This window comes from Xanthomonas hortorum, from assembly GCF_011305375.1.
GTDB classification, from domain to species: Bacteria; Pseudomonadota; Gammaproteobacteria; order Xanthomonadales; family Xanthomonadaceae; genus Xanthomonas; species Xanthomonas hortorum_E.
In genome coordinates this window covers 43970-67339 of the sequence record NZ_VCME01000005.1, presented here as the reverse complement: position 1 = coordinate 67339, position 23370 = coordinate 43970, and the positions used below count along the sequence as shown (strand labels likewise).

Sequence of the window (23370 nt, the reverse complement as noted above, 5' to 3'; positions counted from 1 at the left end):
CTCCAACGCGCCGATACGGCGCCACGTCATGACCATACCCATTCACGCCCTGCGGGTCGCCACGGCCGGCCTGGACCTGCTGCACACCACGCGCCTGAAACTGGCGTGCTCGCTGCTGCTGGCCGAGCGCGTCGACGTGCAGTTGGGGCAATGGCCGCAACATGCCGCCGACGTGGTGGTACTGGGTCTGGAAAGCGCCGACGGCCTGGCCGCATGGCAGGCGCTGCAAGGCCAGCCGATGCGCGTGCTGGTGGTGTCGCGCACACCGGTCGCCGGCGCATGGATCAAGCACGGCGCCACCGTGCGTGAACTCAACGAACACCTGCGTCTGCTGCTGTCCTCGCCGCATAACGTGCAGATCGCCGAACCGGCGCTGCTGATCCGCCATTGCCGCGGTGAATTCGGCAACGCTGCAGTGCTGGTACGCCACGCGCAGCTGCACGTCCGTGTAGATCCGGCCAATGCCTGCGTGCAACTTGCACCCGGCCTGCCGTTATCCGAATTGGTCGCCGCACTGGATCGCCCCGGTTGGCAGGTCGCACCAGACACAACTGATGCCGCACTGACGCAACGCATCTCGTTCGAAGCGCTGTATTTCGCCCTGCCCGAGCATCTGCGCCCCGCGCTGCCGGCGGTGGACCCCAGCCATGCGCTGCAACTGCGCCAATGGCCAGAGCTGAGTGCCGAAACCAGCTCGCCCGCACAGTTGCTAGCCATCGCCCACCTGCACGCGCGTCCGTGGCGCGCGCAGGCGCTGGCCAACGCTTGCAAGCTGCCGCTGCAAACGGTGGAATGCCTGTTCGCCGCTGCACTTGCCAGTGGCCTTGCCCAGACTGCGGAGATTGCCGTGCCTGCAACGCAGACTCGTCCGGACAGCAGCAACTCCCGGTTCTTCTCCTGGGTCGCACGTCGGTTTGGCCTCTCTCTTTTTCAGGCGCAGTCATGAGTCTTCCGGCCAACAAACTGGTGTTCGTTGGCGGCATGGGCGCCGGCAAGACCACGGCAGTGCGCGCCATTTCCGACGTGGAGCCGGTCAGCACCGAGATGCCGCTCAGCCAGGATGCCTACGGCGACAAGACCTACACCACGGTGGCGCTGGACTACAGCTCGATCGAGCTGGAAGACGGCGAGTTGCTGCACGTGTACGGCGTGCCGGGCCAGAAATACCTGGATTTCATGTGGCCACTGGTTTGCGACGGCGCACTGGGCGTGATCGTGCTGACCAGCGCGCGCGATCCGCAGATGCTCGAGGCCACGCTGGCGTTGCTGCGCGAATTTTCGCAGATCGCACCCGAGGCCAGCCTGGCGGTGGGCATCACCATGACCGACGAAATGCAGGACTTTCTGCTGCCGCCGTTCCGCGATGCACTGGTTGCCGAAGGCTTCCGCATCCCGGTCATGCGCGTGGATGCGCGCTCGGCCACCCAGATCACCTTTCTGGTGAAATCGCTGCTGTCCTATCGCTACACCTCGGCGCACAGCTGATCGGCAGCGCCTGGCGCGCGTACCTGCGTGATCGACACGCAAGACAAAACAAGGAATCCGGTCACGACGGTGCCTGAAAGGGCGTCACGCGGGGGATGCCGCCTCTAGGGTGGCGGCGACGCGTCCATCTTCCTTGATGCCAGACACACGACGCGAACGTCATACATTCGAGCGCTTTGCCTGACTTGTTCAGTATGGCGCGCGATCAAAAGCCAGGACATCGGGACGTTCCCGACATCGCGCAGGACATACCCGTGATATCGCGTCGGCAATAGCGGTGGCGATGGGCAGCCAAGCCGTCGCGGCACCATGCGGCTTACGCGCGTAGTTGGGTGCCTGGCTGCCAAGTGGCGCACCCATCTGTGGTGACCGCACACCGCGTAGCCAGTAGCTAGCGACTGTCTTGCTGCTGCTGTTGCACGGCAACTCGTCGAACAGGCAGACATCAAGCAATCTCGACGCGCGCTTCGGCGCACGGCAGCGTCACTGCCCGCGGCGGCAACCTGACCCGCCAGAATCGACAACTGCAGCGCGCCGCAAAGACGCTGCCGCAGTACTGACCTATCGCCACGATCGGATAAAGTAGCGCGATGACAATCGAACTGAAGCCCGGCGGCTTGTTGATCGCGATCGAAGGCATCGACGGCGCCGGCAAGACCACCCTCGCCCGCAGCCTGGCCACCACACTGGAAGCGGCCGGCGCCCGCGTCGTACTGAGCAAGGAGCCGACCAACGGCCCCTGGGGCACCAAGTTGCGTCAGTCCGCCGCCACCGGCCGCCTGAGCGCGGACGAAGAAGCCGAGCTGCTGATCCGCGACCGCCACGAACATGTGGACACCCTCATCGCGCCCGCATTGGCACGCGGCGACATCGTGATCCTGGACCGCTACTTTCCGTCGATGGTTGCCTACCAGGGTGCCGCCGGCCTGCCGCTGGACGCGCTGCTGGAACGCAACGCCTTCGCACCGCGCCCGGACGTGCTGCTGCTGCTCGACCTGCCACCGCCCACCGGCCTGGCGCGCATCCGCGCCCGCGGCGACGCCCCCAACCACTTCGAAACCCAGGACAACCTGGAACGCTGCCGCACCATCTTCAATGCCCTGCAATTGCCAGGCAAACACGTGGTGGACGCCAGCGCAGATGCAGACAGCGTGCTACGCCAAGCCCACGCTATCGTCGTTGCCGCACTGGCCGAACGGCTGAGCGGCGACGCTGCGCACACCGATGCAGAAAGGGCCGTCCTGAAACTGCTATCGGCCGGTCGCCCGGCCTGATCTGCTGCGCGCCCTTACGCGCGCGATCACAACACTGCGCGACCCAATTTAGAAGTTACAAGCTACAAGCAACCTACCCGTACACCACCAGCGCAAGCTGATTCAAAGCCCCTCTCCCCCCGGGAGAGGGGTTGGGGTGAGGGTACGGCCAGCCACAATTCCCGACGAAACCGCTCCTTCACCAAGCGCTTCGCCTCATAAAGGAACCAATATTCCGATAGAGAGATGTCGCGTTGGCCCGCACAACCACCGTGCGTGGCAATCGGTTGCAGTGGAAATTCCAGGCACAGAAAACGCGCCCGAACAGCAGCACAGCCAGACAGGTATTTCCACGTACGCGTGGATCGGAGATGGTGCCGGCACCCGGATTCGAACTGGGGACCTACCGCTTACAAGGCGGTTGCTCTACCAACTGAGCTATGCCGGCAAAGGCCAAGCGCATTGCGCGCCGGTGCGCATTCTAGCGCAGCGCGGCGCAATCTAGCGATCGTTGACGCGTTGCACCCGCGGCGCCCTGCAACGCAGTGGGTGCCAAGGCACTACGCACATCGATCCACCAGCGCGATTGCCCGGTGCCGCTGGGCATCAGCTGCGCGGGAAACCCCGCACTCACCAGGCTCGCCTGACGCCGCTCGGCGCGCTCGCGGCTCTGGTATTGGCCCAGCGCGACGGAGTTGTCCTCGCCTTGCGCAATCACGTAGTAGTCGCCGATGCCAGCCGCAGCGATGCGCTTGACCAACGCCTGCGCCGCGGCGCGATCGCCCACGCTGGGCAGCATCACCCGGAACGTGCTGACCCCGGCGTCCTTGTCCTCGCGCACGCTGCTGCGCGTGGCTTGACTACGAATGCGTGCCAGCGCGGCATCGGCGTCGGCGCGTGCCGGATAGGGGCCCAGGCTGGCGCAGCGCTCTGGAACGGCTGCGGGAGTCGGCACCGTTGGCGATGTCTTTGGTGCAGCCGCCACAGCAACCTCGGCCGGTTTCGGAGCGACCTTGGTTGTGGCCGCAATTTCGGACGGTACTGGCAATGTTTCGGCCACGGCGGTGGTAGCCGCAGCTGTCGAAGCGGCCGCCGCCGCTTGTTCCGTTGATGTCTGAGCCGGTACTGCTGCCGGTACTGCTGCCGATGCCGATGCCGATGCCGATGCAACCGATGTTGCTGCCGGCACAGCGTCTGGAGCTGCTGTTGCTACCTCTCCCGATATCGCAGCCGCCGCGCCTGTTGCGATGTTCGGCAACACCTCCAACCGCGCCACACCCGCCGGCTGCGCGGGAGCAGCCACTGCTGCCGGCGCTGGCTGCAGGGCCCACCACAACGCCACGCCGGCATTAAGGACGATCAAGACAACGATGAGCGCGCGTACATACATGCAATGGATTCTAAGAGTGGCCGATAACCGCTGGCGAGAACTCGACGACTCGGCGCGAGCGGCAGGCAGCCAGTGACCCCAGTGTACGAGCGCAACATCCCGATGCCGAGCACCGGCCACCCACCTGGCGGCTGCGCGTCGTTTCGATCACCGCCCTCAGGGGGCCGGCGCAGACCTCGCCCAGATCGCCAACCCATCCAGCACCAGCGCAGCACGGAAGGTGGCATCCGGCAACAACGGCAGCAACGGTGGCGCACCACCGCCGTGCACCAGCAGGCGCACCGGCATGCCGAGGCTGCGTTGCGCGTGCTGCAGGCTGCGCTCGATCAGCGCCACCGCCGCACCATCGCAGCCGGAGGTCAGCGCGTCGTCTGTATCGTTGGCCAGCTCGACATACTCGCCGCCGCTGGCCGGCAACTGCACCGCGCGCGCATGCAGCGCTTCGCGCATGGTGGTCGGCGAGGCGGCGATACGCCCGCCATGATGCTGCCCATCGGCCCCAAGCAGATCGATGGTCAGCGCAGTGCCCACGCCGGCCACCAGCACCGGTGCCTCGCCACGCGCGCCGAGCAGCGCCAGAAAGCGATCCACGCCGAAGCGGCTCGGGTCCGCATACGCAATGCGGATACCGGCGCACTCGGCCGCAGTACGCACGATCCGCACCTGCTCGAAGCGCTCGTGCAGGCAGGCGAGCATGCGCTGCGTCAACGCCGGCGCAGCAACGCTGGCCACATGCGCGATGCGCCCGGTCGGCAGCGCCGACAGTGCGGCCGCATCCATCGCCTCGGCGCCGTGCGGCCACGCCTGCACATCGCCGGCGCGATCGCCCTGTAGCAGGGCGTACTTGAACCGCGAATTTCCCAGATCGAACAACCACTCGCTCATGCAGGTCTCACGCTCACTTCTCCGGAGTGGAACAGGCGCACCGTCTCGCCCAATTGCACCCGCAACGCGCCGTCGGCAGCCAGGCCAAGCGCAACGCCGTGATGCCGGTTGCCAGCCTCTTCGACCTGTACCGCGCGGCCACACAACACGTCCAAGGCCGCATAGCGACGCAGGAACGGAGCCAGCCCCTGTGCCTCGAACAGATCCAGCGCCGGCAGCAACCCGGACAACACCGCCGCCACCACGGTATCGCGCGACACCGCACGGCCAGCCAGCGTATCCAGATCCACCCATGGCTGGTCGATCGCAACGGCGGCTGCGCCCGGCATGTGCACGTTCAAGCCCAGCCCGATCACCGCACGCGCGTTGCCGGCCATTTCGCCGCCGCCTTCGATCAACAGGCCGCCCAGCTTGCGCTCGCGCGCCAGCAGGTCGTTGGGCCACTTCAGCCCGACATCGGCAAACCCGCAACCGCGCAAGGCTTCGGCCACCGCCACACCCACCGCCAGACTCAGCCCGGCCAGTTGGCCCAACCCACCGCTGAAGCGGCGCGAGGCCGACAGATAGATATGCGCACCCAGCGGCGAGGTCCATTGACGGCCGCGACGGCCGCGCCCCCCGGTCTGACGCTCGGCCAGCAGCACCGCCACGCCCTGCTCCGGCGCCGCACGCGCCAGCAAGCTGGTGTTGGTGGATTCCAGCGTCCAGGCGACATCGAGTGCAGCCAGGCCCGCCAGCGCATCTGTGGACATGGCCGCACGAATCCGCGCGGCGTCCAGCAGATCCAGCGGCGCCGCCAGGCGGTAGCCGTCACCGGCCCGCCCTTCGATGTCGACCCCGGCTGCGCGCAAATTTTGAATGCGCTTCCACACTGCCGCGCGGGTCAACCCGGCATCGCGCGCCAGCGCATCGCCGGATAGCCGGCCGCTCGCAAGTTTGGCCAGCAACGCGCGGTCATCCACGGCAAGGTCCCCAAATCGATCCGTGAAAGTATGCGCCAAGCCCACCCGGGCGCCCAGCACGGCTTGCGTGAGGGAGTGAAAAGCGCGTTATGATCGCCAACTCACGCCGCTTGCCCTGGATGTGGACGATGCGCCGAATCACGGTTTGCCTGCTCCTGTTATTGGCTCCGCTTGCCGCGCTGGCATCGGACCAACTGGTCGATGGCGACCATGAGAGCTGCGTCAGCACCAATTCGGCTGCGCGCGGCAGGACGCCCAATGGAGAGGCCGCTGCACCGGCACGCGCTCCCGCGCACAAGCCCACGCCGGCTACCGGCGGCGGCGGTAGCGATGGCGACGCGCTTTTCCCACGCATGCGCACGATGCCGCGCTGGCACAGTTTTCTGCCGGGCATGTTCCGCTGATCCAGTGGTTGTCGCGCTGGCTGCGCCAGCCGCCCATCGATATTCCTGATGCGTTATGGCTGCCGGTCTGCAGCGGCTGCGCCTGGGTCGCCGCGCTCGATCCGCCCCGCCAACACCGTCTGCGCGCGCTGGCCGCGCAGTTCCTGCAGCAAAAAACCATTTCTCCGGTCGATGGTTTGCAGCTGCATCCGCACGATCATGTGCTGCTGGCGGCTACCTGCTGCTTGCCGCTGCTGGAAATCGGTGCGGTGGGCTGGCGCGGCTGGTCGCAACTGATCGTCTACCCGGACGCGTTCCGCGTGCAGCGCACGCATGTGGATGCGGCAGGGGTGATGCATGCCTGGGACGACACCCTGATCGGCGAATCCTGGGAGCAAGGCCCGCTGATCGTCAGCTGGGCCGATGTGCAGGCCGATCTGGAAGACCCGCAGGCCGGCTTCAACGTGATCGTGCACGAGATGGCGCACAAGCTCGATGCACTCGATGGCGCACTCGACGGCACACCACCGCTGCCGCGCGATGCACAGCGCGCCTGGGCACGCAATTTTCAGCAGGCCTTCGATGCGTTCTGCCAACGCGTGGATGCAGGCGAAGACACCGAGATCGATCCGTATGCCGCCGAGGCACCGGAAGAATTCTTCGCGGTGGTCAGCGAATATCACTTCTCCGCACCGCAAGTGGTCGCGCGCGTCATGCCGGATGTCGCTGCGCAGTTGACGCGTTTTTATGGGCCTTCGCCGTTTGCTTCTTCAGCGCAGCGCTGATGGTGTGGTGGCAACAATGCGTTGCTTGCGATGGTTGTCATGCAACCGCTTCGCGCGCGTTGCTCGCACACGCTTAGCCGAATTGAAAACACCGCTGCGCAATGTCGTCCAAGTGCCCGCTCGGCACTGCTGATTTCAACAGCACGCTGCAACGCACTCAAACCAACCCAAGATCGCGCGGCCTGGCGCCGGGAAACACCCGCTCCAACTGCGCTGGCGACAGCCCCCACAATCGACTCAATAGACCGCCGAACAGACTGCGGTAATTGGTAAGCACCGGGTAATCGCGATTCTGCAGCAGCTGCGTTTGTTCGACCGCGACCTGCTCGCCAGCGATACGACCACCCTGCACGCCGCCACCCAGCACCCAATACGTGGTGCCGTGCCCGTGATCGGTACCCTTGCTGCCGTTCTCACGAAAGGTGCGGCCAAACTCGGAGAGCACCACCACCACGGTGTCCTTCCATGCCGGCCCCAAGGCATCGGCGTATGCCGCCAGCCCTTCGCCGAGATTACGCAGATTATTGGCCAACCCACCTTCGACACTGCCCTGGTTGGCATGTGTATCCCAGCCGCCGACATCGACGAATCCCAGCCGGTACTGGTCGCGCATCAGGCTCGCCATGCGCCGGGTTTCGTCGGCAAAAGTGCGCGCACTGGCAGCGCCGCGGCCGGCCTGCTCCATCTCTTCGCGCAGCTGCGCGGTCACCTGCTGACGCAACGCCAGACCTTCGCGCGCGGCTGCCGCAAGCGGCGTTGCGTCGTACATCTGCGACAGGATCTGCGCCTGCCGCGCATCCAGACCGCCTTTGCCGATCCCACGCAACGACACATTGGGCAAATCGCCGCCGCCTTGAAATGTCAGCGGCAACGAATCGGTAAACGCAATCGCCGGCACCCCGCTGAGCACGCCCGACAGGCGCGCCATGAAACCGGACCGATAATCGCGGCGCTGCCGGCCGGCCTGGCCGGATTCGATATCGTCCTGGGTTTCGAAGTGGCTGCGCGACAGATCGTCGGTGCCGGCAAACGGCACGAAGGCCAGTTGCTTGCGTTGCCAGAGCGGCAGCAGCGCATCGCGCATCACCGGGTTGAGACCCCATTGCGCATCCAACGCAACGGCGCTCTTCGGATTGGCCGCATCCGGCCGCGCAATCGCCAGGGTCGGGCGCGCCTGATAATAAAAATCGCTGGCATGCGGCACCAACAGATTATTGCTGTCGTAGCCGCCACGCAGAAACACCACCAGCATGCGCGCACTGTCGCGTGGCGCGGCAAACAGACGACCGCTCCACGGCAGACTCGCGGCCGCTGCAGAGGCAAGCAGAAATTGACGTCGTTGCATGGTGCACTCCTGCGGGGATGAGCGTTCGGCGATGATTGAATCAGCAGTCGTTGAATCAGCGGCCGCTAGATCAGCGATAGTTGAATTCCGGCGATGACAGCAAAAACCCATTCCACTCCACCGGCGAACGCGCCTGGCTCAACGCCTCACGCGTGCCGCCGGAAAGCGACGGCGCAACCCAGCGATACGATGGACGCGTATCGATCTGCGTCAGCACAGGAATTGGGGTGTCGTTATCGCCATCGAAGCGAAACAGTTGCTTGGGTCCTGCGCCCAGCGAACGCGCCACCTCGAAGCGTCGCGCCAGCTGCCCGGAGCTGGTCCACGCCTGCGATTGCAACGACCACCCATCGGGTGTGATGCGCCCGAACACCGGCTCGCCGAGTTGCTGCACCCAGCTCACCATCGGCGCGGCGTTGACCACCGGTTGACCCTCGTACGCCAGCCGCATCGCCGAGACCACAAACCGATTCGGATCCTTGAACTTGCGCGGTTGCGCCTGCGCAAATTCCGGCGCGTCCAGCATGGCCTGCATCACCTTGGCGATGTCGCCATCGCTGCGTTGGAAGGTCTTTGCCATGCGCACGACCAGTGCGGCCGGCGGCTTGTCGCTGACGAAATATTCGGCCAGGCGCTGCGACACAAACTGCGCGCACGCCGGTTGCCGTACCAACAGCTGCACTGCACGTTCGATCTCATCCAGACCGCCAGCGGCGATGCGCTGGCCCAGCAAGATCTTGTCGCCGGGTTGATGCCGCGCGGGATTGAATTCGAACAGGCCCTTGCGCACCACCTGCGCCTGCCCCGTTGTTGCAGCAGTTGGTACTGGCGGCGCGCCTTCGGCCTTAATCGGTACCAGACCGGCACCGGTCAGTATCAGCGCCAGTTGCTGCACATCCTGCTGGCTGTAGCCGCCATGCACGCCCAGCGTGTGCAACTCCATCAATTCGCGCGCGTAGTTTTCGTTGAGCTTGCCTTTGGCATTCTTGGCGTTGTCCAGATATTCCAGCATCGCCGGGCTTTCCAGCGTCGCCATCACCAGGTCGGCAAACTTGCCGGTGGCATGCGGACGAATCGCGTTTTCCATGTAGTCGGCCGCCATCCATTTCACGCGCCCCTTGTCGGCGTACACGCTGAAGTGATTGAGCCAGAACCACACCAACTGCTCACGCAGCTGCGCCGGCGCATACACCGCACGCAGCAATTGCGCCTGACGCGCCTGGGTCAGCATCTGACCGCCACGCGCCTGCCAGGCCTTGCGCAAGGCAGCCTTCTCATCGCCGTCGGGCAGCGTTTGCAGACGTATCTTGTCGGCCTCGTATTGCGTCAGCAAGGTCACCAATGGCGTGTGCAGCGCATCGAACTGCTGCAGTTGTGCACGCACCGGCGCTGGCAATGCGGCATCGTCGCTGGCTTGCAATAGCAGTGCGCCGTAGCGCTTGGGGCCGAGCCGCTGCAGCTGCGCCGCGCTATCGGCATCCACGCCGTAGGTGGCACGCTGCAACCAGCGTGTCTGTGCTGGCGTCAATGGCGCTTCGGCGGCACTGCACGACAGCACGACGACGCAGCCCGCCAACAGCAACGGCACGCGCCATCTGCGCTGTCGACGTGTCCGGACGGAAAGTGCAGTGACCCACCGTGCCTGTGCAACGCGCTCGAACATGCAGTTCTCCATCGCAACGGCCTGCAACCGGCCCAGTATGGTCAAGCCAACGCGTGAGGCGTTAAACGGTTGTCGGAGCGTGGCGCGACATTGGCCACGGGTTCATCCCGCAGCGCATGCCGGTCACAGTCCCGGCGGCAAGGTCACATCGAAGCGGGCGCCGCCCAGTTCCTGCGAGCGCACCACCTGCAATTCGCCGCGGTAGGCCTTGATCAGGTCCTGCACGATCGACATGCCGATGCCGTGGCCTTGCACGCGTTCGTCGCCGCGCACGCCACGTTGCAGAATCTTGGCCACATCTTCCGGCGCGATGCCGGGGCCATCGTCTTCCACCGACAGGATCAATCCGGCGCGGCGGCTCCCGGTGGTGGGACCTGGCTGCGCAGTCAGCAGCACACGGCTGCGCGCCCACTTGAAGCCGTTTTCCAGCAGATTGCCAAGCAGCTCCTGCAGATCGCCCGGCTCACCATGAAAACGCGCTTCAGGCGAAATATCGAATTCGCACAGCACGCCTTTGACCGAATACACCTTCTCCAGCCCGCGCACGATTTCTTCGGCGGTCGACTCGATCGGCAACGGCGCGGCAAACAGCTTGTGCCCGCTGGAAGCCGCACGTGCGAGTTGGTAAGACACCAGGTCGTTCATGCGCCGCAGCTGCACGTCCATTTCCTCGTGCAGATCGCGCTCGGACTGACCGCTGTCCAGTTGGGTGCGCAACACGGCGATCGGCGTCTTGAGGCTGTGTGCCAGATCGGCAAGCGTATTGCGCTGACGATCCAGGTTGTCGCGCTCGCTTTCGATAAAGGCGTTGATGCTTTCGGTCAGCGGCTCCAGTTCGCGCGGATGCTGCTCGCTCATGCGCTGGATTTCCCCGCGCTGCACCTTGGTCAACTCGTTGATGACCCGCCGCAGCGGTCGCAGGCTCCACTGCAGAATGAAGGCCTGCAGCACCAACAGCACCACGCCGGCACTACCAAGATAGAACCATACCGCGCCCCGGAACACGCGCAATTGCGCGCCCATCGAGCGCGCGTCTTCCATCACGTAGATGGTGTACGGAATCTCGCCGCCGTGTTCGCGTTCGACATAGCTCACGCCCAGGCCATAGCGGTACAGCTCGCCCAGACTGCCGTCGATCTGGGTCATCTCCAGCGGGCCGATGAACTCTTCCTGGCGCGGCTCGAGCATGCGCCCGTGCGGAATGTTGGGGCCCTCGGCCGACATCGACGTCCAGCTCTCATCCGGGCGCACGACTTCGACATACAGCCCGCCGCCGGGCACGTCGAAACGCGGATCGGGCGGTTGCCCGCCGATGTACAGCGAACCATCGCGAACGAAATCGATATTGGCGGCATACGCCGAGGCGTAATTCTTCAGCCGCTCGCGCAGATTCTTTTCGGCAGTGTCGGCGAACGCCACATCCAGCGCATAGCCTGCCAGCGCCAGGAAGGCCACCAGACTTAGGCTGGCAGCCAACAGCTGGCGCGCCTGCAGGGAGCGCGGCCGCCAGCGTTTGTACCACTTGGAGCGCACCGACACCCTATCTTCCTGTTTGCCGACGCGCGGACTCAGCCTTCGGTACGCGGGATGGCGAAGCGGTAGCCACGACCACGCACGGTCTCGATCGGCTTGAGCTCACCGTCGGGATCGAGCTTCTTGCGCAGGCGGCCGATAAACACTTCCAGCACGTTCGAATCGCGATCGAAATCCTGCTGATAGATGTGTTCGGTCAGATCGGCCTTGGAGACCAGTTCGCCGGCATGCATCATCAGGTACTCGAGCACCTTGTACTCGTAGCTGGTCAGATCGACATTGGCGCCGTTGACGCTCACCGTCTGCGCTGCCAGATCCAGAGCGACCGGGCCGCACTCCAGGGTCGGCTTGCTCCAGCCTGCCGCGCGCCGCAGCAACGCGTTGACGCGCGCCAGCAGCTCTTCGACATGAAACGGCTTCACCAGGTAATCGTCGGCGCCCTGCTTGAGGCCTTCGACCTTGTCCTGCCAGCTCGAACGCGCGGTCAGGATCAGCACCGGGAATTTCTTGCCCTCGTCGCGCAGCGCCTTGATCAGCTCCATGCCTGACATCTTGGGCAGGCCAAGGTCGATGATGCCGACGTCGAACGGCACTTCGCGGCCCATGTACAGACCTTCTTCGCCATCTTGTGCAGCGTCGACAGCAAAGCCTTCACGCTTCAGGCGCGCGGCAAGTGTCTCGCGCAGCGGAGCTTCGTCTTCGACCAAAAGGATACGCATGCACTCTCCCTAGTTACGTTGTCGGCGGGTGCCGGGGAATTTATGAGACTGAACGCAGAACTATCTACGTTTACTGGTTATCGTCGCGTGGTGGCGCATCTGGCGGCGCCGGGCGACGCGGCGGCGGGGGCTGCATCTGTTCCGATTCGTACACGGTGTGCACGCGCCCATCCAACATGTACTTGACCCGGTTGAGATTGCCACCGTCGAACGGCACACGTTCGGCGCTAAGGATCTGTCCACCGGTGGACCGCTGCACCTGCCGAATGGTGTCCGACAGCGTGCGCCCGTTGCCGCGGGCTGAGGGCGGTAACGCCTCACGGCCCGAATGCCCCATCGGATATCCCTGACACCATGCCGACGGCGCTGCCGTGGCGACCCAAAGGGCAACCAGAGCAATATGGCTAGCGCGGCAGAACGGCTGGGTCACAAACGAATCCTAGCGGGTTGTTCAGGAACATTCAAAATTCGTGAAACCGGCCATGCGTCACAGCGTGGTCGAGCCCGAGAATAGACCCAAATTCTTGATTTTGGGGGGTGAATCCGATCTGAACTTTTTAGCTTCGTGTTAACGCGGTTCAGTGAAATGAACACCGTTTGAGGCCGAAAGCCTTGCCTGCGCTCGCTCTCGCGGTCGTGGCTGCCGCGCTGTGAGCTAACAAATGCGGCCGTTCAAGTGCTGGTTCAGGCTATGCAAGTGCCGGACCACTCTCAGGCGACAACGCGCCAGGCGTGCGTATCGGTGCGCTGCAATGCCTGCTCGACCAGGTCCCATCCGGCGCCAGGGCGGTGTGCGCCCTCGCTCAGCACCTGGCGGAATGCGCGTCCGCCGGGCTGCCCATGGAAGAGTCCCAGAACATGTCGGGTGATGTGCTTCAGCGCCAGCCCTTGCTCCAGCTGGGACTCTACATAGGGCTGCAGCGCGCGTAGCAATGCCTCGCGCGATTGTTCCGGGCGCTGATTCAGTGCCGCGTCCAGGCAGTGCAGCACGTAAGGGTCGTGGTAGGCCGCACGGCCGAGCATGACGCCGTCGGTGTGTTGCAGGTGTTCCAGCGCGGTGTCCACCGCAGCGATGCCACCGTTGATGACCACCGGCAATTGGGGGCGCTCCTGCTTGAGGCGATAGGCCCAGTCGTAGCGCAGCGACGGCACCTCGCGGTTTTCCTTGGGCGACAGGCCCTTGAGCCAGGCGTTGCGCGCATGCGCCACCACCATGGCAGCGCCGGCCGCGACGACTTGATCGACGAAACTGGCGAACACCAGATAGTCGTCATCGTCGTCCACGCCCAGGCGGCACTTGATCGTGACCGGCAGCGTCGTTGCCGCGCACATAGCGGCAACGCACTCGGCCACCAGCGCCGGCTCGCGCATCAGGCAGGCGCCAAAACGCCCGGCCTGCACGCGATCGGACGGGCAGCCGCAATTGAGGTTGATCTCGTCGTAGCCCCACTCCTGCGCGATCGCTGCAGCCTGCGCGAGCAGGGCCGGTTCACTGCCGCCCAGTTGCAGCGCAAGTGGATGCTCGACCGGATCGAAGCCGATCAGCCGCGTGCGATCGCCATGGATCACCGCGTTGGCGTGCACCATCTCGGTATACAGCCGCGCGGAGGGTGCCAGCAGGCGATGGAAGACCCGGCAATGGCGATCGGTCCAGTCCATCATCGGGGCGACGGACAGACGCAAGGAGGCGGTGTAGCGATCGGCGGGAGCGGTCATCGACAAGGTGGCCGCAGTCAGCGGCCATCGGAATGCAGAGCAGGATCAACAGCTTACACGGGCACCGATGAATCTGCCGCAGCGCATGAGCCATGCCGAAGCTCTTGGCTGTCAGATCTTGCTGGAGCATCAGCTGTTCGCAGCGTCATGCGCTCGACAGCGTAATCATTCCTTACAAGCGGAATTTCTTGCGTCCAATGCTGGCGTCAGCGCGATTGCGCGCTTCGCCTGGATGCGAGCGACACTTACGGGTTGCGGAAGCCGACGCGCTCTTCGGCAGTCAGCGGCTTGCCGAGTGCGTGGTAGGAGGCGACCAGCGTGATCAGGGCGGTGCCCAGCACGGTGTAGAAGCTCCACGAGGTGGCGAGAACATGCACCTGGCCGAACACCAGCGCCACGACGGCGGTCGCGGTGCACAGCACCATGGCGAGCAGGGACATCAGGAAAGGGATGGAAGGATCGAGCTTCATGGTCCGGGGGTTCCAAGGTGCGATAGCTTCAGCATCGGCGTTGCCAGCGCTTTCTTGAACTGTTTTTTGCGGTTTTTTTCAATGAATTTCAGGCAAGTCAGCGCGCGCTCAGATTTATGTCAAAGCCTTGGCGCACAAAGGTTTCGACGTCAGAAAACTCCTGACGTGCTGGCAGAAAAATCACCACTACCGCCAGAGTTCCAACGCACGCGCGGCAGAAAACCGGCGGGGTGACACGGAACGGCTTGGTGCCGCCAAAGGACGGCTTCGGGAGCTGTGATTGATGCGCGGATCTTTAGCCGAGCACCCAGTCCCTGGTGGGTGCGGGAGACCGACGTGACAGATGTGGGACGACCGAGCGGGGCCAGCCGGCAGGTTGCGGCTCACCGCGCTTGTCACGGCACGTCGGGGCGCTGACTGGGTTCTGGGCCTGCCATGACGCAGGACGCGCAGGGTTACCGATGGGGCGCGGGATTGGGGGACTTCGCTGCCCGGCCTGCATAAGCCATGGCAACGACACCTAGCGGGCAGCTACCGGCTTTAGCTAACCGGGGTCCCAAGTGCGAGCACGGTGCGACGGGCATAACGACTGAGCATCATCCAGGCCATCCGTCTTCACTACTGGAGGCAGTGCTATTCGATACACCATGGCGGTAGAGCCCATCGCTGGAGCTGGCATGCATCATCGGGCCACGTGTCTTCGTCAGGAGGACCCGACCGGCAGACAGGAACGGCGCGCTCAGCGCGCCGGCGCGGTGGCGAACTCGCCGCGTTGCAGCTTGGTCACATCGTTGCCTTGCCCGTCCTTGAGGCTGAGGTCTGCGCCCTTGGCAGCCAGATCCTTGAGGACATCGGTGCGTTGAAACAGTGCCGCGTACATGGCCGCGGTCTGTCCGGCATTGTTACGCTGATCCGGGGCACAATCGGCCTGCATCAACCGCTTGGCGATGCCCAGCTCGCCCTTGAAGATGGCGCCCATCAGCGCAGTGTTGCCGCGTTTGTCCTGCGCGCAGGGGTCGGCGCCGGCATTGAGCAACTGCTCCACCGCCGGGCGCTGGCCGTGATAGGCGGCCAGGATTAAGGCGGTGTAACCCTTCTCGTCGCGCGTGTTGAGGTCGTAATGCGAGCGGATGAACTCGGCGAGCATGTCCTGCCGGCCTTCGCGTGCTGCGTCGAAAAAATACTCGCGCAACTGCAGCTTGATCTGCGCAGGGTTGCTGGTCGCGTTCGTGGCATTGGCAGGGACAGGCGCCGGTGAAGCAGCGTTGGCAACCGCAGACAGGCCGCCAAGCATCAGAAATAGCAGGGTGCGCATGTGGCTCTCCCGAAAACGAGAACGGCACCGCGGCACAGGCCGCGATGCCGTCGGGTGGATCAGTCCTGCAGGCTGGAGGCCAGCTGCTTGACGCGGGCCAGGTCGCCCTTGGCGACACGGGTCACGCCGGTGCCGTACTCGGGGTCGGCCTTGTACAGGAACGACAGCATCAGATGCTTGCTCTCGGTGTCGGTGGTGGCCAGCGACTCGCCGAAACTCTGCACCAGATCGGCACGATCCTTCTTGCTGTAGGACCGATACAACTCACCGGCCTGCTTGAAGTTCTGCTCGCGGGTGATCTTGGCCTGCTGGGTGGTACCCGACAGCGGCAACGCGCTGTAACGCGCAGCGGTGTCCTGCGGACGCGGCTCCAGGCGGCTGGGCTCGTAGTTCACGCCGCTGGTGGTGTGCCCGGTGTTGGCTTCGCCATCCTGGTTGCCGTTATTGACGGCCACACGCGGGCGGTTGACCGGCAGGCTCAGGCCATTGGTACCAATGCGATACAGCTGGGTGTCGGCGTAGGAAAAGATACGGCCCTGCAGCAGACGGTCTTCGGAAGGCTCGATGCCTGGCACCAGATTTGCCGGCGCCATCGCCACCTGCTCGGTCTCCTGGAAGAAGTTGTCGACGTTCTTGTTCAACACCATCTGGCCGACCTTCTGCTCCGGCACGTCCGGCCAGATCTTGGTGGCATCCAGCGGATCGAAATCGAACTTGGCGAGGTCTTCCGGCTTGAGCACCTGCACGTACAGGTCCCACTTCGGGTAGTCGCCCTTCTTGATCGCGCCGACCAGATCGTTGGTCAGGTGGCTGTAGTCCTTGGACTGGACGGCGGCAACCTGCTTGGGATCGAGGTTCTTGATGCCTTGCAGCGTCTTCCAATGGAACTTGACGTAGTGCACTTCGCCTTGCGCATTGACCAGCTTGTAGGCATGCACGCCATTGCCGTCCATGAAGCGATAGCCGGCGGGCGTGCCTTCGTTGGAATACAGTAGCGTCAGCGTGCGGGTGCCTTCGGGCACGTGCGAGAAGAAATCGAAACGGCGCGAATCGTCATCCAGGTTGGTGCGCGGATCCGGCTTGAAGGCGTGGACCATGTCGGGGAACTTGATCGCATCGCGGATGAAGAAGGTCGGGAAGTTGTTGCCGACCAGATCCCAGTTGCCTTCGCTGGTGTAGAACTTGGTGGCGAAGCCGTGCGGGTCGCGCAAGGTTTCCGGCGAGTGATTGCCGTGCACCACCGAAGAGAAGCGCACGAACACCGGGGTCTTTTCGCCGGCGCTGAACACCTTGGCCTTGGTCAGGCTGGACAGATCGGCAGTGGCGGTGAACTCGCCTTTGACGCCGGTGCCGCGGGCATGCACCACACGCTCGGGGGTGCGCTCGCGATCGAAGCGCTGCAGCTTCTGAATCAGCTGCACGTCCTGCAGCAAGACCGGGCCGGTCGGGCCGGCAGTCTGGGAATTCTGGTTGTCACCGACCTTGGCGCCATTGTCGCGGGTCAGAACGGATTGGGCGAAGACCGGCGGGGCGATCAGTGTGGGGGCTAGCAGGGCTAGCACCATGAGGGATCCAGGGCGCATGGCGTCAGCTCGTTTGGAGGAACTGAATCATGGCGAGCAGGCCGAAGTGTGAGAAGTCGTTAGTTATGATCGCTGCGATAGGCGAACATGATGATGACTGCGTAGCGTGATATGCATCGCGTTACAAAGTGGCAGCACGTTGAGGATCATGCCGATTGTGTCATGCATGCGCTGACGAAGCCTGATTTACAGCGAAGCACGCGCTGGATTCGCGACTGCAAAAAATACTGCGGTGCAAAAGCTTGGCAGACTTAGGAACATGCGACAGCATGCGGTGCAAAGTACGCACCGGACCCCATGTCATCGCCTAGTGGAAACCTAAGAACCAAGGCCTCGCAAAGCATTCGATACAACTATGAACGCGCGACCCATTACGTTGATCAGAAGCCATCGCAGCGCTACTTGGATATCGCTCATGGTTCAAAGACCACCAGAACCGCTCTGTTCGTCCCGCAAGCCGACTTCTGCCCTTCTCTGCGCTAGTCGCGCAGGATCCTCCAGCTCGAACAGGCTGCCGTCTGCCTTGCGCTGGGTGCCATAGCGTTGCGGTTTGCCCGACATGATCAGATTGCGATCCACGAACAATGCCATGTCCGCAGTGCTGTAAGAACCGCCCGCCGCTGCAACCTCGATATTCTTCAGGAACTCATCGCGGAACTTGCGGTCAGTGGAGTGTTGCGCGACCAGAAAACCGGCATGCGCACCGTCTTCGCCGACCAAAGCGACATGGGGGAAGCCGAATTTCTCAATCAATGAAGATAGGGCAGCTTGGTTTTCCCGTTGCGACGCAACCAGACGCGTTGCCATTTCTTTCGCTGCGCCTTGATTGGCCTGCAGCTGTTGCACCGTGAAGGCACCGCGAATCTGCTGACGAATCTTCTGATCGGCATCGGCCAGGGCTAACAATTGTTCGCGGTAGGCGGCATTCATAGATTGATGGTCCGGCTGTGCACTCTGGCCCGTTCCGGCAACGGCATGTCCCATTGTTGCCAGCTGCCACAGCAGCATTCCTAAAATCACAAATTTCATGAGCACGCAACCCCCGACTCTGGAAAGCTCTCGATCCCAACCCCGCCTTGAGCAGCTTTTGACTGTTTCTCTAAGCGTAAAAATTCCTGGTACCTGCTTGTTTTCCCGTAAACCAGGAACGAACAAAACTTGCCCGCGATGTCCATCCCAGGCGACTTGTCGTCCAGATAGAGAAACTGTCCACCTGGGTTGAGCTCAAGAAATACCGGCTCACCTCCAGCAATAGGGACGACAAAATCCGCGCAGAAGAAGTCGATACCCAATGCCGATCGAAGCACATCCAGCTTTTCCTGCAAGCCGGGATACAAAGACACCCACTCGTAGTGCATGGTCGTCTTATGCCTGACAGCGCGATAGTCGATCTCACCCACCAGGGAATGACGCATCTGCATGCAGAAGTACTCCCCCCCCATGCAGACCACCCGCAGGTCCGCTTGATGACTGATAACCTGCTGATAGGTCGTCGGACACGCGCGCAGATCCGCATCCGCCAGCTGTTCTTGGGGAGAAATACGTGTCGCATATGAGACGCTGTAGTTCTCACCATCTGCCCATGCACCGACATTGAACGGCTTGACGACGACACCGTCGGCATGTTTTTGCCGAAAGGCATGAATATCGTCGGGACGGTGACTAATCAAGGTCTCCGGCACCAACAGACCACTGGCCAGTGCCGCGGCGAGTTGCAGCGGCTTCTGATCGGCGGCGAGTGCAACCAGAGGCGCATTGACCCAGCGCTTCACACCATGCCGGGCGGCAAGCAGGGCCACTGCTCCCAGATCGAACAGCAACCCTTCGGTCCTGATAAATTTTATATCCTGATCGTGGACATGCGCAGGCGCCGATTTATTGAACAACAAACGGCGGCTCCACGCCGCATCGTAGACAATCGGAGCACCATCTCGAACAACACTCACGGCTTGCGGACCATACAGCAAGGACCTGTCGAGACCACACGGCCATTGTCCCGTATCCAACAGACTGACAGCATGTCCCGATGCGGCGATCATCGCGGCAATTGTGGACGCATGCGTGTCGCTGCGCGGAGCGACGATCAACACATTTCTGATATTTTCATCCATAGACGCAACACATTCCAAAGCGCGACAGGAGCATGGCGACATCTGCATGTCGCCATGCCGGGGGACGCTTAGCTGACGATAATGATCGTTTCGGTGTCGATGGCCTCGACAATGATGATGACTAACGTATCGCCAGCACCACCGCAGGACACAGCACTGACTTCTTCCTGAGTCATCTCACGTGCGAAGCGCTGAGCGACGGGACGCGAGTTTTCCATGAGTTCAAAGTTTTCCATTACTTACTCCTTGGCTGCTTCAGGGTAGTTCGCCGGCGAGATTGCCGACGTGCTTCTCGACACCATCACTGGCATCAAGTCTTTCGGCGCCATGACTGGCAGCCTGCTTGTCTCGCGAATCGGCGACAAGCGATATCCTGCGGTCGGCGGATGCGATCGTTTCCTGCCGGTGCGCGATGATGATTCTGGTCATCTTCATTGCCTTGATATGCGCGTTGACCACTTGATCTCTGATGGAATCCAGATGACTGGTGGCCTCGTCCAGCACAAGGATCTTCGGCTGCCGGTACAAAGCACGCGCCAGGATGACGCGCTGGCGCTGACCACCCGACAGGATCGAACCCATGTCGCCGACAAGAGATTCGTATCCCATTGGCATCCTGGCGATATCGTCATGGATTGCCGCCAGCTGCGCAGCGCTGGCGATCCGCTCGATACTCGAATCCGGATCGAAGAATGCGATGTTGTCGGCCAGCGATCCGGCAAACAGCTGATCATCCTGCATGACTGCCGACACCATGGCCCTGTAGTTTTCCAGTCCGAATTTGCGGATATCGACTCCACCGACCTCGATGGTTCCTTCGGTCGGCTCGATCAGGCCCAGCAGCAACTTGGCGAAGGTGGACTTGCCACAGCCGCTGGGGCCCACGATGGCAACCGACTCACCCGCCTCGATGCGCAGATCGAGATTGCGTATGACCCATGGATCGTCGTCCGAATAGCGGAAACTCAGTCCCTTGACCCAAATCTCGGGAGCGGGCTCCGGGCCGCTGTAGCTGGAAATTTCATCCAGCTCCGGCGCAGTCGTGGCGATATCGGCGATCCGCTCGGCATGCAGACGCAGCATCTTGAGTTCGATGAACTTGTCGACCAAGCCCGCAGCCCTGCTGGTGAAAAGATCCGCGTATGCCAGGAAGGCAACAAGCATGCCGGCCGACAATGTTCCATTCAACGCCAAGTAACCGCCGATGGCGATGAGAAACACTCTCTGAGTCCCGAACAGCCCCTGATTGAGCGCATTGAATGCAAGACCAAAACGTTGTGTCTGCATTTCCAAACGCACGCTCTGTGCTGTAGCACTGAACAATCTGCCCTGGCGAAGCCCCTGCTTGTTGGCAAGCTTGATCGCCTGAATGCCCCGCACCGACTCCATCAGTTCGCTCTGCTGACGTGCCGCATATGCCAACTGATCACGGCTGATCACGAACTGCAGCCGGTAGCACGCCAGACGCAAGCCCAGATACAGGGCGAAAGCAGCCAGCACCAGGCCTGTGAGTGGCGGGCTATAGGCCATCAGGATCACCACGGCCAGGCACCCCGTCAGCCCATTGAGCATCGCCTCCACAAAACTGCCGGTCAATGTGGTCTGAATGGATTTCAATGAAGAAAAGCGCGACAACACATCGCCCATATGCCGCTTCTCGAAGTACTCGAGCGGAAGCCGCATCAGATGGCCGAACAAGTTGGTGATCCATTGCGTATTCAATGAGGCGCCAAGCCAACTGACGATCCAGCTCCGCGCGACTGTCAAGATGGTCTGGAAAACGACAGTAAGTAAGAAAGCAATGGTCAGTATCTTGAGCAGCTGCATATCCGCTGAGACCAACACGTGGTCGATAACCCACTGCATCTGGAAAGGCAAAAGCAGCGCAAGCACCTCGATCGCCAATGCCAAGCCGAAGATCTGCAGCAATCCGCGCCTGAGGCCAAAAATGCGCCCTGTCAGGGACCGCAAGGACACCCGCGGCGCCTCAACGGAAGGCCGGAAGTCTGCGCCGGGCTGCAATTCCAGCAAGACGCCAGTGAAATGTTTGCCGACCTCGGATATCGGTAACCGTAGCGTCCCTCGCGCAGGGTCGTGGAGTAGCGCAATACCTCGCGCGACGCGCTCAAGGACGACGAAGTGCGACATGTCCCAATGCAGGATGCATGGTTGTTTCAGGTCTTGCAGATAGTCAGGCTCGGCTCGCATTGCCCGGACATCCAGGCCCATGGCGCGACCGATCTGTACCAGCCGCTCGAGCCGCACGCCTCTTAGCGAGATATTGAACCGCCGCCGGACCTGAGCGAGATCGATTCTGTCGCCGTGGTATCCGGCGACCATGACCAGACAGGCAAGACCGCATTCGGCCGCCTCTGTCTGCATCACGGGGACGATCTGCGCGCGGTTCGACAATAACTGGTGGACGGATGCGGTGTCGATCATGCGCGTTTCCCGGCCGGATCATCCAAGAAACGCGCCGTCATTTCGTAGACGGGTTCAAACATCCATTCGATCAGTTTGCGCTTCTCCAGAAGTATGTCGGCATCCAGCACCATGCCCGGACGCAGCAGCTCCTTCCTTCCGTTGGCTACAATATGCTGCGTTTCCAGTTCAACGACGACACGATAGCGAGCCTCCTCTATCTGTTGCCCCAGCAGCGATGACAACTCTTTCGAAGTGACCGCGCTACGCGAGACCTCAACCACACGGCCTGCGTGGCGGCCGAACTTCTGATACGGAAACGCCTGATAGCGAAGAAGGACGCGATCACCACGCGTCACGAATCCAACTGCTTTGGACGGCACCCAGAGCTCGGCACGCAAGGTGATGTTCTTGGGCAACAAGGTGACGAGGGGCTGTTGCGCGCTGACCGGCTGTCCGGCGTGGACGAACAGGTTTCCAATGACTCCGTCGGCGGGAGCGCGCAAGACGACGGAACGGCGTGCCTCGCTTTCTGAAAGAGATTGAGCGACGTCGGCAATTTGCCTGGCAATTTCGTTGCGCTTTCCTTCCAAGGTCGCAGGATTTTGTTCCAGCTCCGATTGCAGTTGAGAGTGCTCCACGCGCAGGTCCAGCGCATGCTTCTGCAGCTCTTTGAGTTGACCTTGGTTCTGGATTGCAACGTCCTGCTGCTGCAGTAATTGCACCTTGGTCAATATTCCCTTTTCTGCGGCGCTTACCCACTGCTCATAGAGCCGCTGCGCACTGTCTGCGCGCTGGCGCTGCAACCGGATTTGTTCTGCGGTGTTGTCGACCTGCGCCTGCAGCAAGGTGATTCTTCGACGCAGGTCGCGCTGCTGGGCAGCGTACAGTTGATTCTGCGCCTGCATATCTGCATTCAGACGGGTGCGCTTTATCTCAAGCTGCGAGATGACCGATGCCTGTGTGTCCCCGAGCGATGTGCTGTCTTGTTCTCCCGAAATTTCCAGCACAGGGTCACCAGCCCGTACCGTGGCTCCCTCGACCACGAATGCCTTGGCGACCATACCAGCGCTGAGCGGCGTCAATGTCAACACGCCACGGTCCGGTACCAATGCGCCATTGACGGCTTCATGCCGTGTGAAACTCCCGAAGCACAGCAACGCAAGCACGGTAATAACAAGAAGCACCGCAATGACAAAACACGGCCAGCCGAACCTCGGCGCCTCAAGGCGCACCGGCGCCAGCCAGGCTTCTCGGCGTGCGCGCAACACTTCTTCCCTGAAGAAACTGCCCGGCATATGCACTTCCTGTTTCGCTAAGGGCTGCACCCACTTCCTTCAGGTCCAGTTAA

Annotated in this window: 22 protein-coding genes and 1 tRNA gene; 5 read left to right on the top strand and 18 right to left on the bottom strand. The window is 62.6% G+C overall.

All coding sequences use genetic code 11. The features are described 5' to 3' along the window. The first annotated feature begins 28 nt into the window (after positions 1–28). The 3 genes from FFY45_RS05755 to tmk all read left to right on the top strand — a co-directional run bounded on the left by FFY45_RS05755 (position 29) and on the right by tmk (position 2759). A complete protein-coding gene (locus tag FFY45_RS05755; RefSeq protein ID WP_176339719.1) occupies positions 29–946 on the top strand; it encodes a hypothetical protein in 918 nt (305 codons plus the stop codon). Further along, the gene (locus FFY45_RS05750) at positions 943–1485 is read left to right on the top strand and encodes a GTP-binding protein (RefSeq protein WP_023905534.1); all 543 of its coding nucleotides are present in this window, start codon (positions 943–945) and stop codon (positions 1483–1485) included. The genes FFY45_RS05755 and FFY45_RS05750 overlap by 4 nt, the downstream gene beginning before the upstream one ends. A gap of 590 nt (positions 1486–2075) precedes the next feature. Continuing rightward, positions 2076–2759 carry a dTMP kinase gene (gene tmk, locus FFY45_RS05745; protein ID WP_176339718.1) on the top strand — a complete coding sequence of 228 codons (684 nt, stop codon included), beginning with the start codon at positions 2076–2078 and terminating at the stop codon, positions 2757–2759. Positions 2760–3110: 351 nt separating this feature from the next. Here tmk and FFY45_RS05740 read toward each other — a convergent pair. The 4 genes from FFY45_RS05740 to birA form a co-directional block, all read right to left on the bottom strand. Beyond that, a tRNA-Thr gene (locus FFY45_RS05740) sits at positions 3111–3186 on the bottom strand. A gap of 33 nt (positions 3187–3219) precedes the next feature. Next, positions 3220–4128, bottom strand: a complete 909-nt coding sequence (locus FFY45_RS05735; protein WP_176339717.1) for an SPOR domain-containing protein — start codon at positions 4126–4128, stop codon at positions 3220–3222. A 156-nt stretch (positions 4129–4284) separates the two neighbouring features. After that, complete coding sequence (locus tag FFY45_RS05730; protein WP_176339716.1) at positions 4285–5013, bottom strand: type III pantothenate kinase; 729 nt, start codon at positions 5011–5013, stop codon at positions 4285–4287. Further along, positions 5010–5975, bottom strand: a complete 966-nt coding sequence (birA, locus tag FFY45_RS05725; protein WP_176339715.1) for a bifunctional biotin--[acetyl-CoA-carboxylase] ligase/biotin operon repressor BirA — start codon at positions 5973–5975, stop codon at positions 5010–5012. Before birA ends, FFY45_RS05730 begins: the two co-directional genes overlap by 4 nt. Before the next feature lie 89 nt (positions 5976–6064). Here birA and FFY45_RS05720 point away from each other — a divergent pair, with 89 nt between their 5' ends. Both FFY45_RS05720 and FFY45_RS05715 read left to right on the top strand, forming a co-directional pair. Then, positions 6065–6379, top strand: coding sequence for a hypothetical protein (locus FFY45_RS05720; protein ID WP_115039388.1), 315 nt, complete (start codon positions 6065–6067; stop codon positions 6377–6379). 8 nt (positions 6380–6387) lie between these two features. After that, entirely contained in the window at positions 6388–7143 is a 756-nt protein-coding gene (locus tag FFY45_RS05715) for a M90 family metallopeptidase (RefSeq protein WP_176339714.1), read from the top strand. 157 nt (positions 7144–7300) lie between these two features. Here FFY45_RS05715 and FFY45_RS05710 read toward each other — a convergent pair whose 3' ends face one another. The 14 genes from FFY45_RS05710 to FFY45_RS05645 all read right to left on the bottom strand — a co-directional run bounded on the left by FFY45_RS05710 (position 7301) and on the right by FFY45_RS05645 (position 23317). Next, on the bottom strand, positions 7301–8488 hold the full coding sequence (locus FFY45_RS05710; RefSeq protein WP_176339713.1) for a DUF1501 domain-containing protein: 1188 nt from the start codon (positions 8486–8488) through the stop codon (positions 7301–7303). 70 nt (positions 8489–8558) lie between these two features. Beyond that, a complete protein-coding gene (locus FFY45_RS05705; protein WP_176339712.1) occupies positions 8559–10151 on the bottom strand; it encodes a DUF1800 domain-containing protein in 1593 nt (530 codons plus the stop codon). 123 nt (positions 10152–10274) lie between these two features. Beyond that, positions 10275–11645, bottom strand: coding sequence for an ATP-binding protein (locus FFY45_RS05700; protein WP_172839287.1), 1371 nt, complete (start codon positions 11643–11645; stop codon positions 10275–10277). Positions 11646–11719: 74 nt separating this feature from the next. Beyond that, a complete protein-coding gene (locus FFY45_RS05695) occupies positions 11720–12403 on the bottom strand; it encodes a response regulator transcription factor (protein WP_002808458.1) in 684 nt (227 codons plus the stop codon). 70 nt (positions 12404–12473) lie between these two features. Continuing rightward, positions 12474–12740 (bottom strand): hypothetical protein, encoded by a 267-nt coding sequence (locus FFY45_RS05690; protein WP_006452098.1) that lies wholly within the window; start codon positions 12738–12740, stop codon positions 12474–12476. Positions 12741–13114: 374 nt separating this feature from the next. Beyond that, positions 13115–14119, bottom strand: a complete 1005-nt coding sequence (dusA, locus tag FFY45_RS05685; RefSeq protein WP_176339711.1) for a tRNA dihydrouridine(20/20a) synthase DusA — start codon at positions 14117–14119, stop codon at positions 13115–13117. A gap of 245 nt (positions 14120–14364) precedes the next feature. Continuing rightward, positions 14365–14589: a hypothetical protein gene (locus FFY45_RS05680; protein ID WP_006452100.1), complete on the bottom strand. Its 225-nt coding sequence runs from the start codon at positions 14587–14589 to the stop codon at positions 14365–14367. A 739-nt stretch (positions 14590–15328) separates the two neighbouring features. Then, the gene (locus FFY45_RS05675; protein ID WP_176339710.1) at positions 15329–15904 is read right to left on the bottom strand and encodes an ankyrin repeat domain-containing protein; all 576 of its coding nucleotides are present in this window, start codon (positions 15902–15904) and stop codon (positions 15329–15331) included. 59 nt (positions 15905–15963) lie between these two features. After that, complete coding sequence (gene katB / locus FFY45_RS05670; RefSeq protein WP_176339709.1) at positions 15964–17469, bottom strand: catalase KatB; 1506 nt, start codon at positions 17467–17469, stop codon at positions 15964–15966. 438 nt (positions 17470–17907) lie between these two features. Further along, on the bottom strand, positions 17908–18516 hold the full coding sequence (locus FFY45_RS05665) for a DUF6624 domain-containing protein (RefSeq protein ID WP_176339708.1): 609 nt from the start codon (positions 18514–18516) through the stop codon (positions 17908–17910). Then, entirely contained in the window at positions 18513–19646 is a 1134-nt protein-coding gene (locus FFY45_RS05660) for an ATP-grasp domain-containing protein (protein WP_306432016.1), read from the bottom strand. Before FFY45_RS05660 ends, FFY45_RS05665 begins: the two co-directional genes overlap by 4 nt. Positions 19647–19666: 20 nt before the next feature. Continuing rightward, positions 19667–19834, bottom strand: coding sequence for a hypothetical protein (locus FFY45_RS05655; protein WP_023905561.1), 168 nt, complete (start codon positions 19832–19834; stop codon positions 19667–19669). A 19-nt stretch (positions 19835–19853) separates the two neighbouring features. Continuing rightward, entirely contained in the window at positions 19854–22040 is a 2187-nt protein-coding gene (locus FFY45_RS05650; RefSeq protein WP_176339707.1) for a peptidase domain-containing ABC transporter, read from the bottom strand. Continuing rightward, on the bottom strand, positions 22037–23317 hold the full coding sequence (locus tag FFY45_RS05645; protein ID WP_303396509.1) for a beta-barrel domain-containing protein: 1281 nt from the start codon (positions 23315–23317) through the stop codon (positions 22037–22039). Before FFY45_RS05645 ends, FFY45_RS05650 begins: the two co-directional genes overlap by 4 nt. Positions 23318–23370 lie beyond the last annotated feature (53 nt).

Coding starts and splice junctions, on each gene's coding strand:
- FFY45_RS05750 (WP_023905534.1), top strand. CDS start 943: ATGAGTCTTCCGGCCAACAAACTGGTGTTCGTTGGCGGCATGGGCGCC.
- FFY45_RS05735 (WP_176339717.1), bottom strand. CDS start 4,128: ATGTATGTACGCGCGCTCATCGTTGTCTTGATCGTCCTTAATGCCGGC.
- tmk (WP_176339718.1), top strand. CDS start 2,076: ATGACAATCGAACTGAAGCCCGGCGGCTTGTTGATCGCGATCGAAGGC.
- FFY45_RS05720 (WP_115039388.1), top strand. CDS start 6,065: ATGATCGCCAACTCACGCCGCTTGCCCTGGATGTGGACGATGCGCCGA.
- FFY45_RS05675 (WP_176339710.1), bottom strand. CDS start 15,904: ATGCGCACCCTGCTATTTCTGATGCTTGGCGGCCTGTCTGCGGTTGCC.
- FFY45_RS05680 (WP_006452100.1), bottom strand. CDS start 14,589: ATGAAGCTCGATCCTTCCATCCCTTTCCTGATGTCCCTGCTCGCCATG.
- FFY45_RS05690 (WP_006452098.1), bottom strand. CDS start 12,740: ATGGGGCATTCGGGCCGTGAGGCGTTACCGCCCTCAGCCCGCGGCAAC.
- dusA (WP_176339711.1), bottom strand. CDS start 14,119: ATGACCGCTCCCGCCGATCGCTACACCGCCTCCTTGCGTCTGTCCGTC.
- FFY45_RS05730 (WP_176339716.1), bottom strand. CDS start 5,013: ATGAGCGAGTGGTTGTTCGATCTGGGAAATTCGCGGTTCAAGTACGCC.
- FFY45_RS05695 (WP_002808458.1), bottom strand. CDS start 12,403: ATGCGTATCCTTTTGGTCGAAGACGAAGCTCCGCTGCGCGAGACACTT.
- FFY45_RS05710 (WP_176339713.1), bottom strand. CDS start 8,488: ATGCAACGACGTCAATTTCTGCTTGCCTCTGCAGCGGCCGCGAGTCTG.
- FFY45_RS05755 (WP_176339719.1), top strand. CDS start 29: ATGACCATACCCATTCACGCCCTGCGGGTCGCCACGGCCGGCCTGGAC.
- FFY45_RS05665 (WP_176339708.1), bottom strand. CDS start 18,516: ATGAAATTTGTGATTTTAGGAATGCTGCTGTGGCAGCTGGCAACAATG.
- katB (WP_176339709.1), bottom strand. CDS start 17,469: ATGGTGCTAGCCCTGCTAGCCCCCACACTGATCGCCCCGCCGGTCTTC.
- FFY45_RS05645 (WP_303396509.1), bottom strand. CDS start 23,317: ATGCCGGGCAGTTTCTTCAGGGAAGAAGTGTTGCGCGCACGCCGAGAA.
- FFY45_RS05650 (WP_176339707.1), bottom strand. CDS start 22,040: ATGATCGACACCGCATCCGTCCACCAGTTATTGTCGAACCGCGCGCAG.
- FFY45_RS05655 (WP_023905561.1), bottom strand. CDS start 19,834: ATGGAAAACTTTGAACTCATGGAAAACTCGCGTCCCGTCGCTCAGCGC.
- FFY45_RS05705 (WP_176339712.1), bottom strand. CDS start 10,151: ATGTTCGAGCGCGTTGCACAGGCACGGTGGGTCACTGCACTTTCCGTC.
- FFY45_RS05660 (WP_306432016.1), bottom strand. CDS start 19,646: ATGCAGATGTCGCCATGCTCCTGTCGCGCTTTGGAATGTGTTGCGTCT.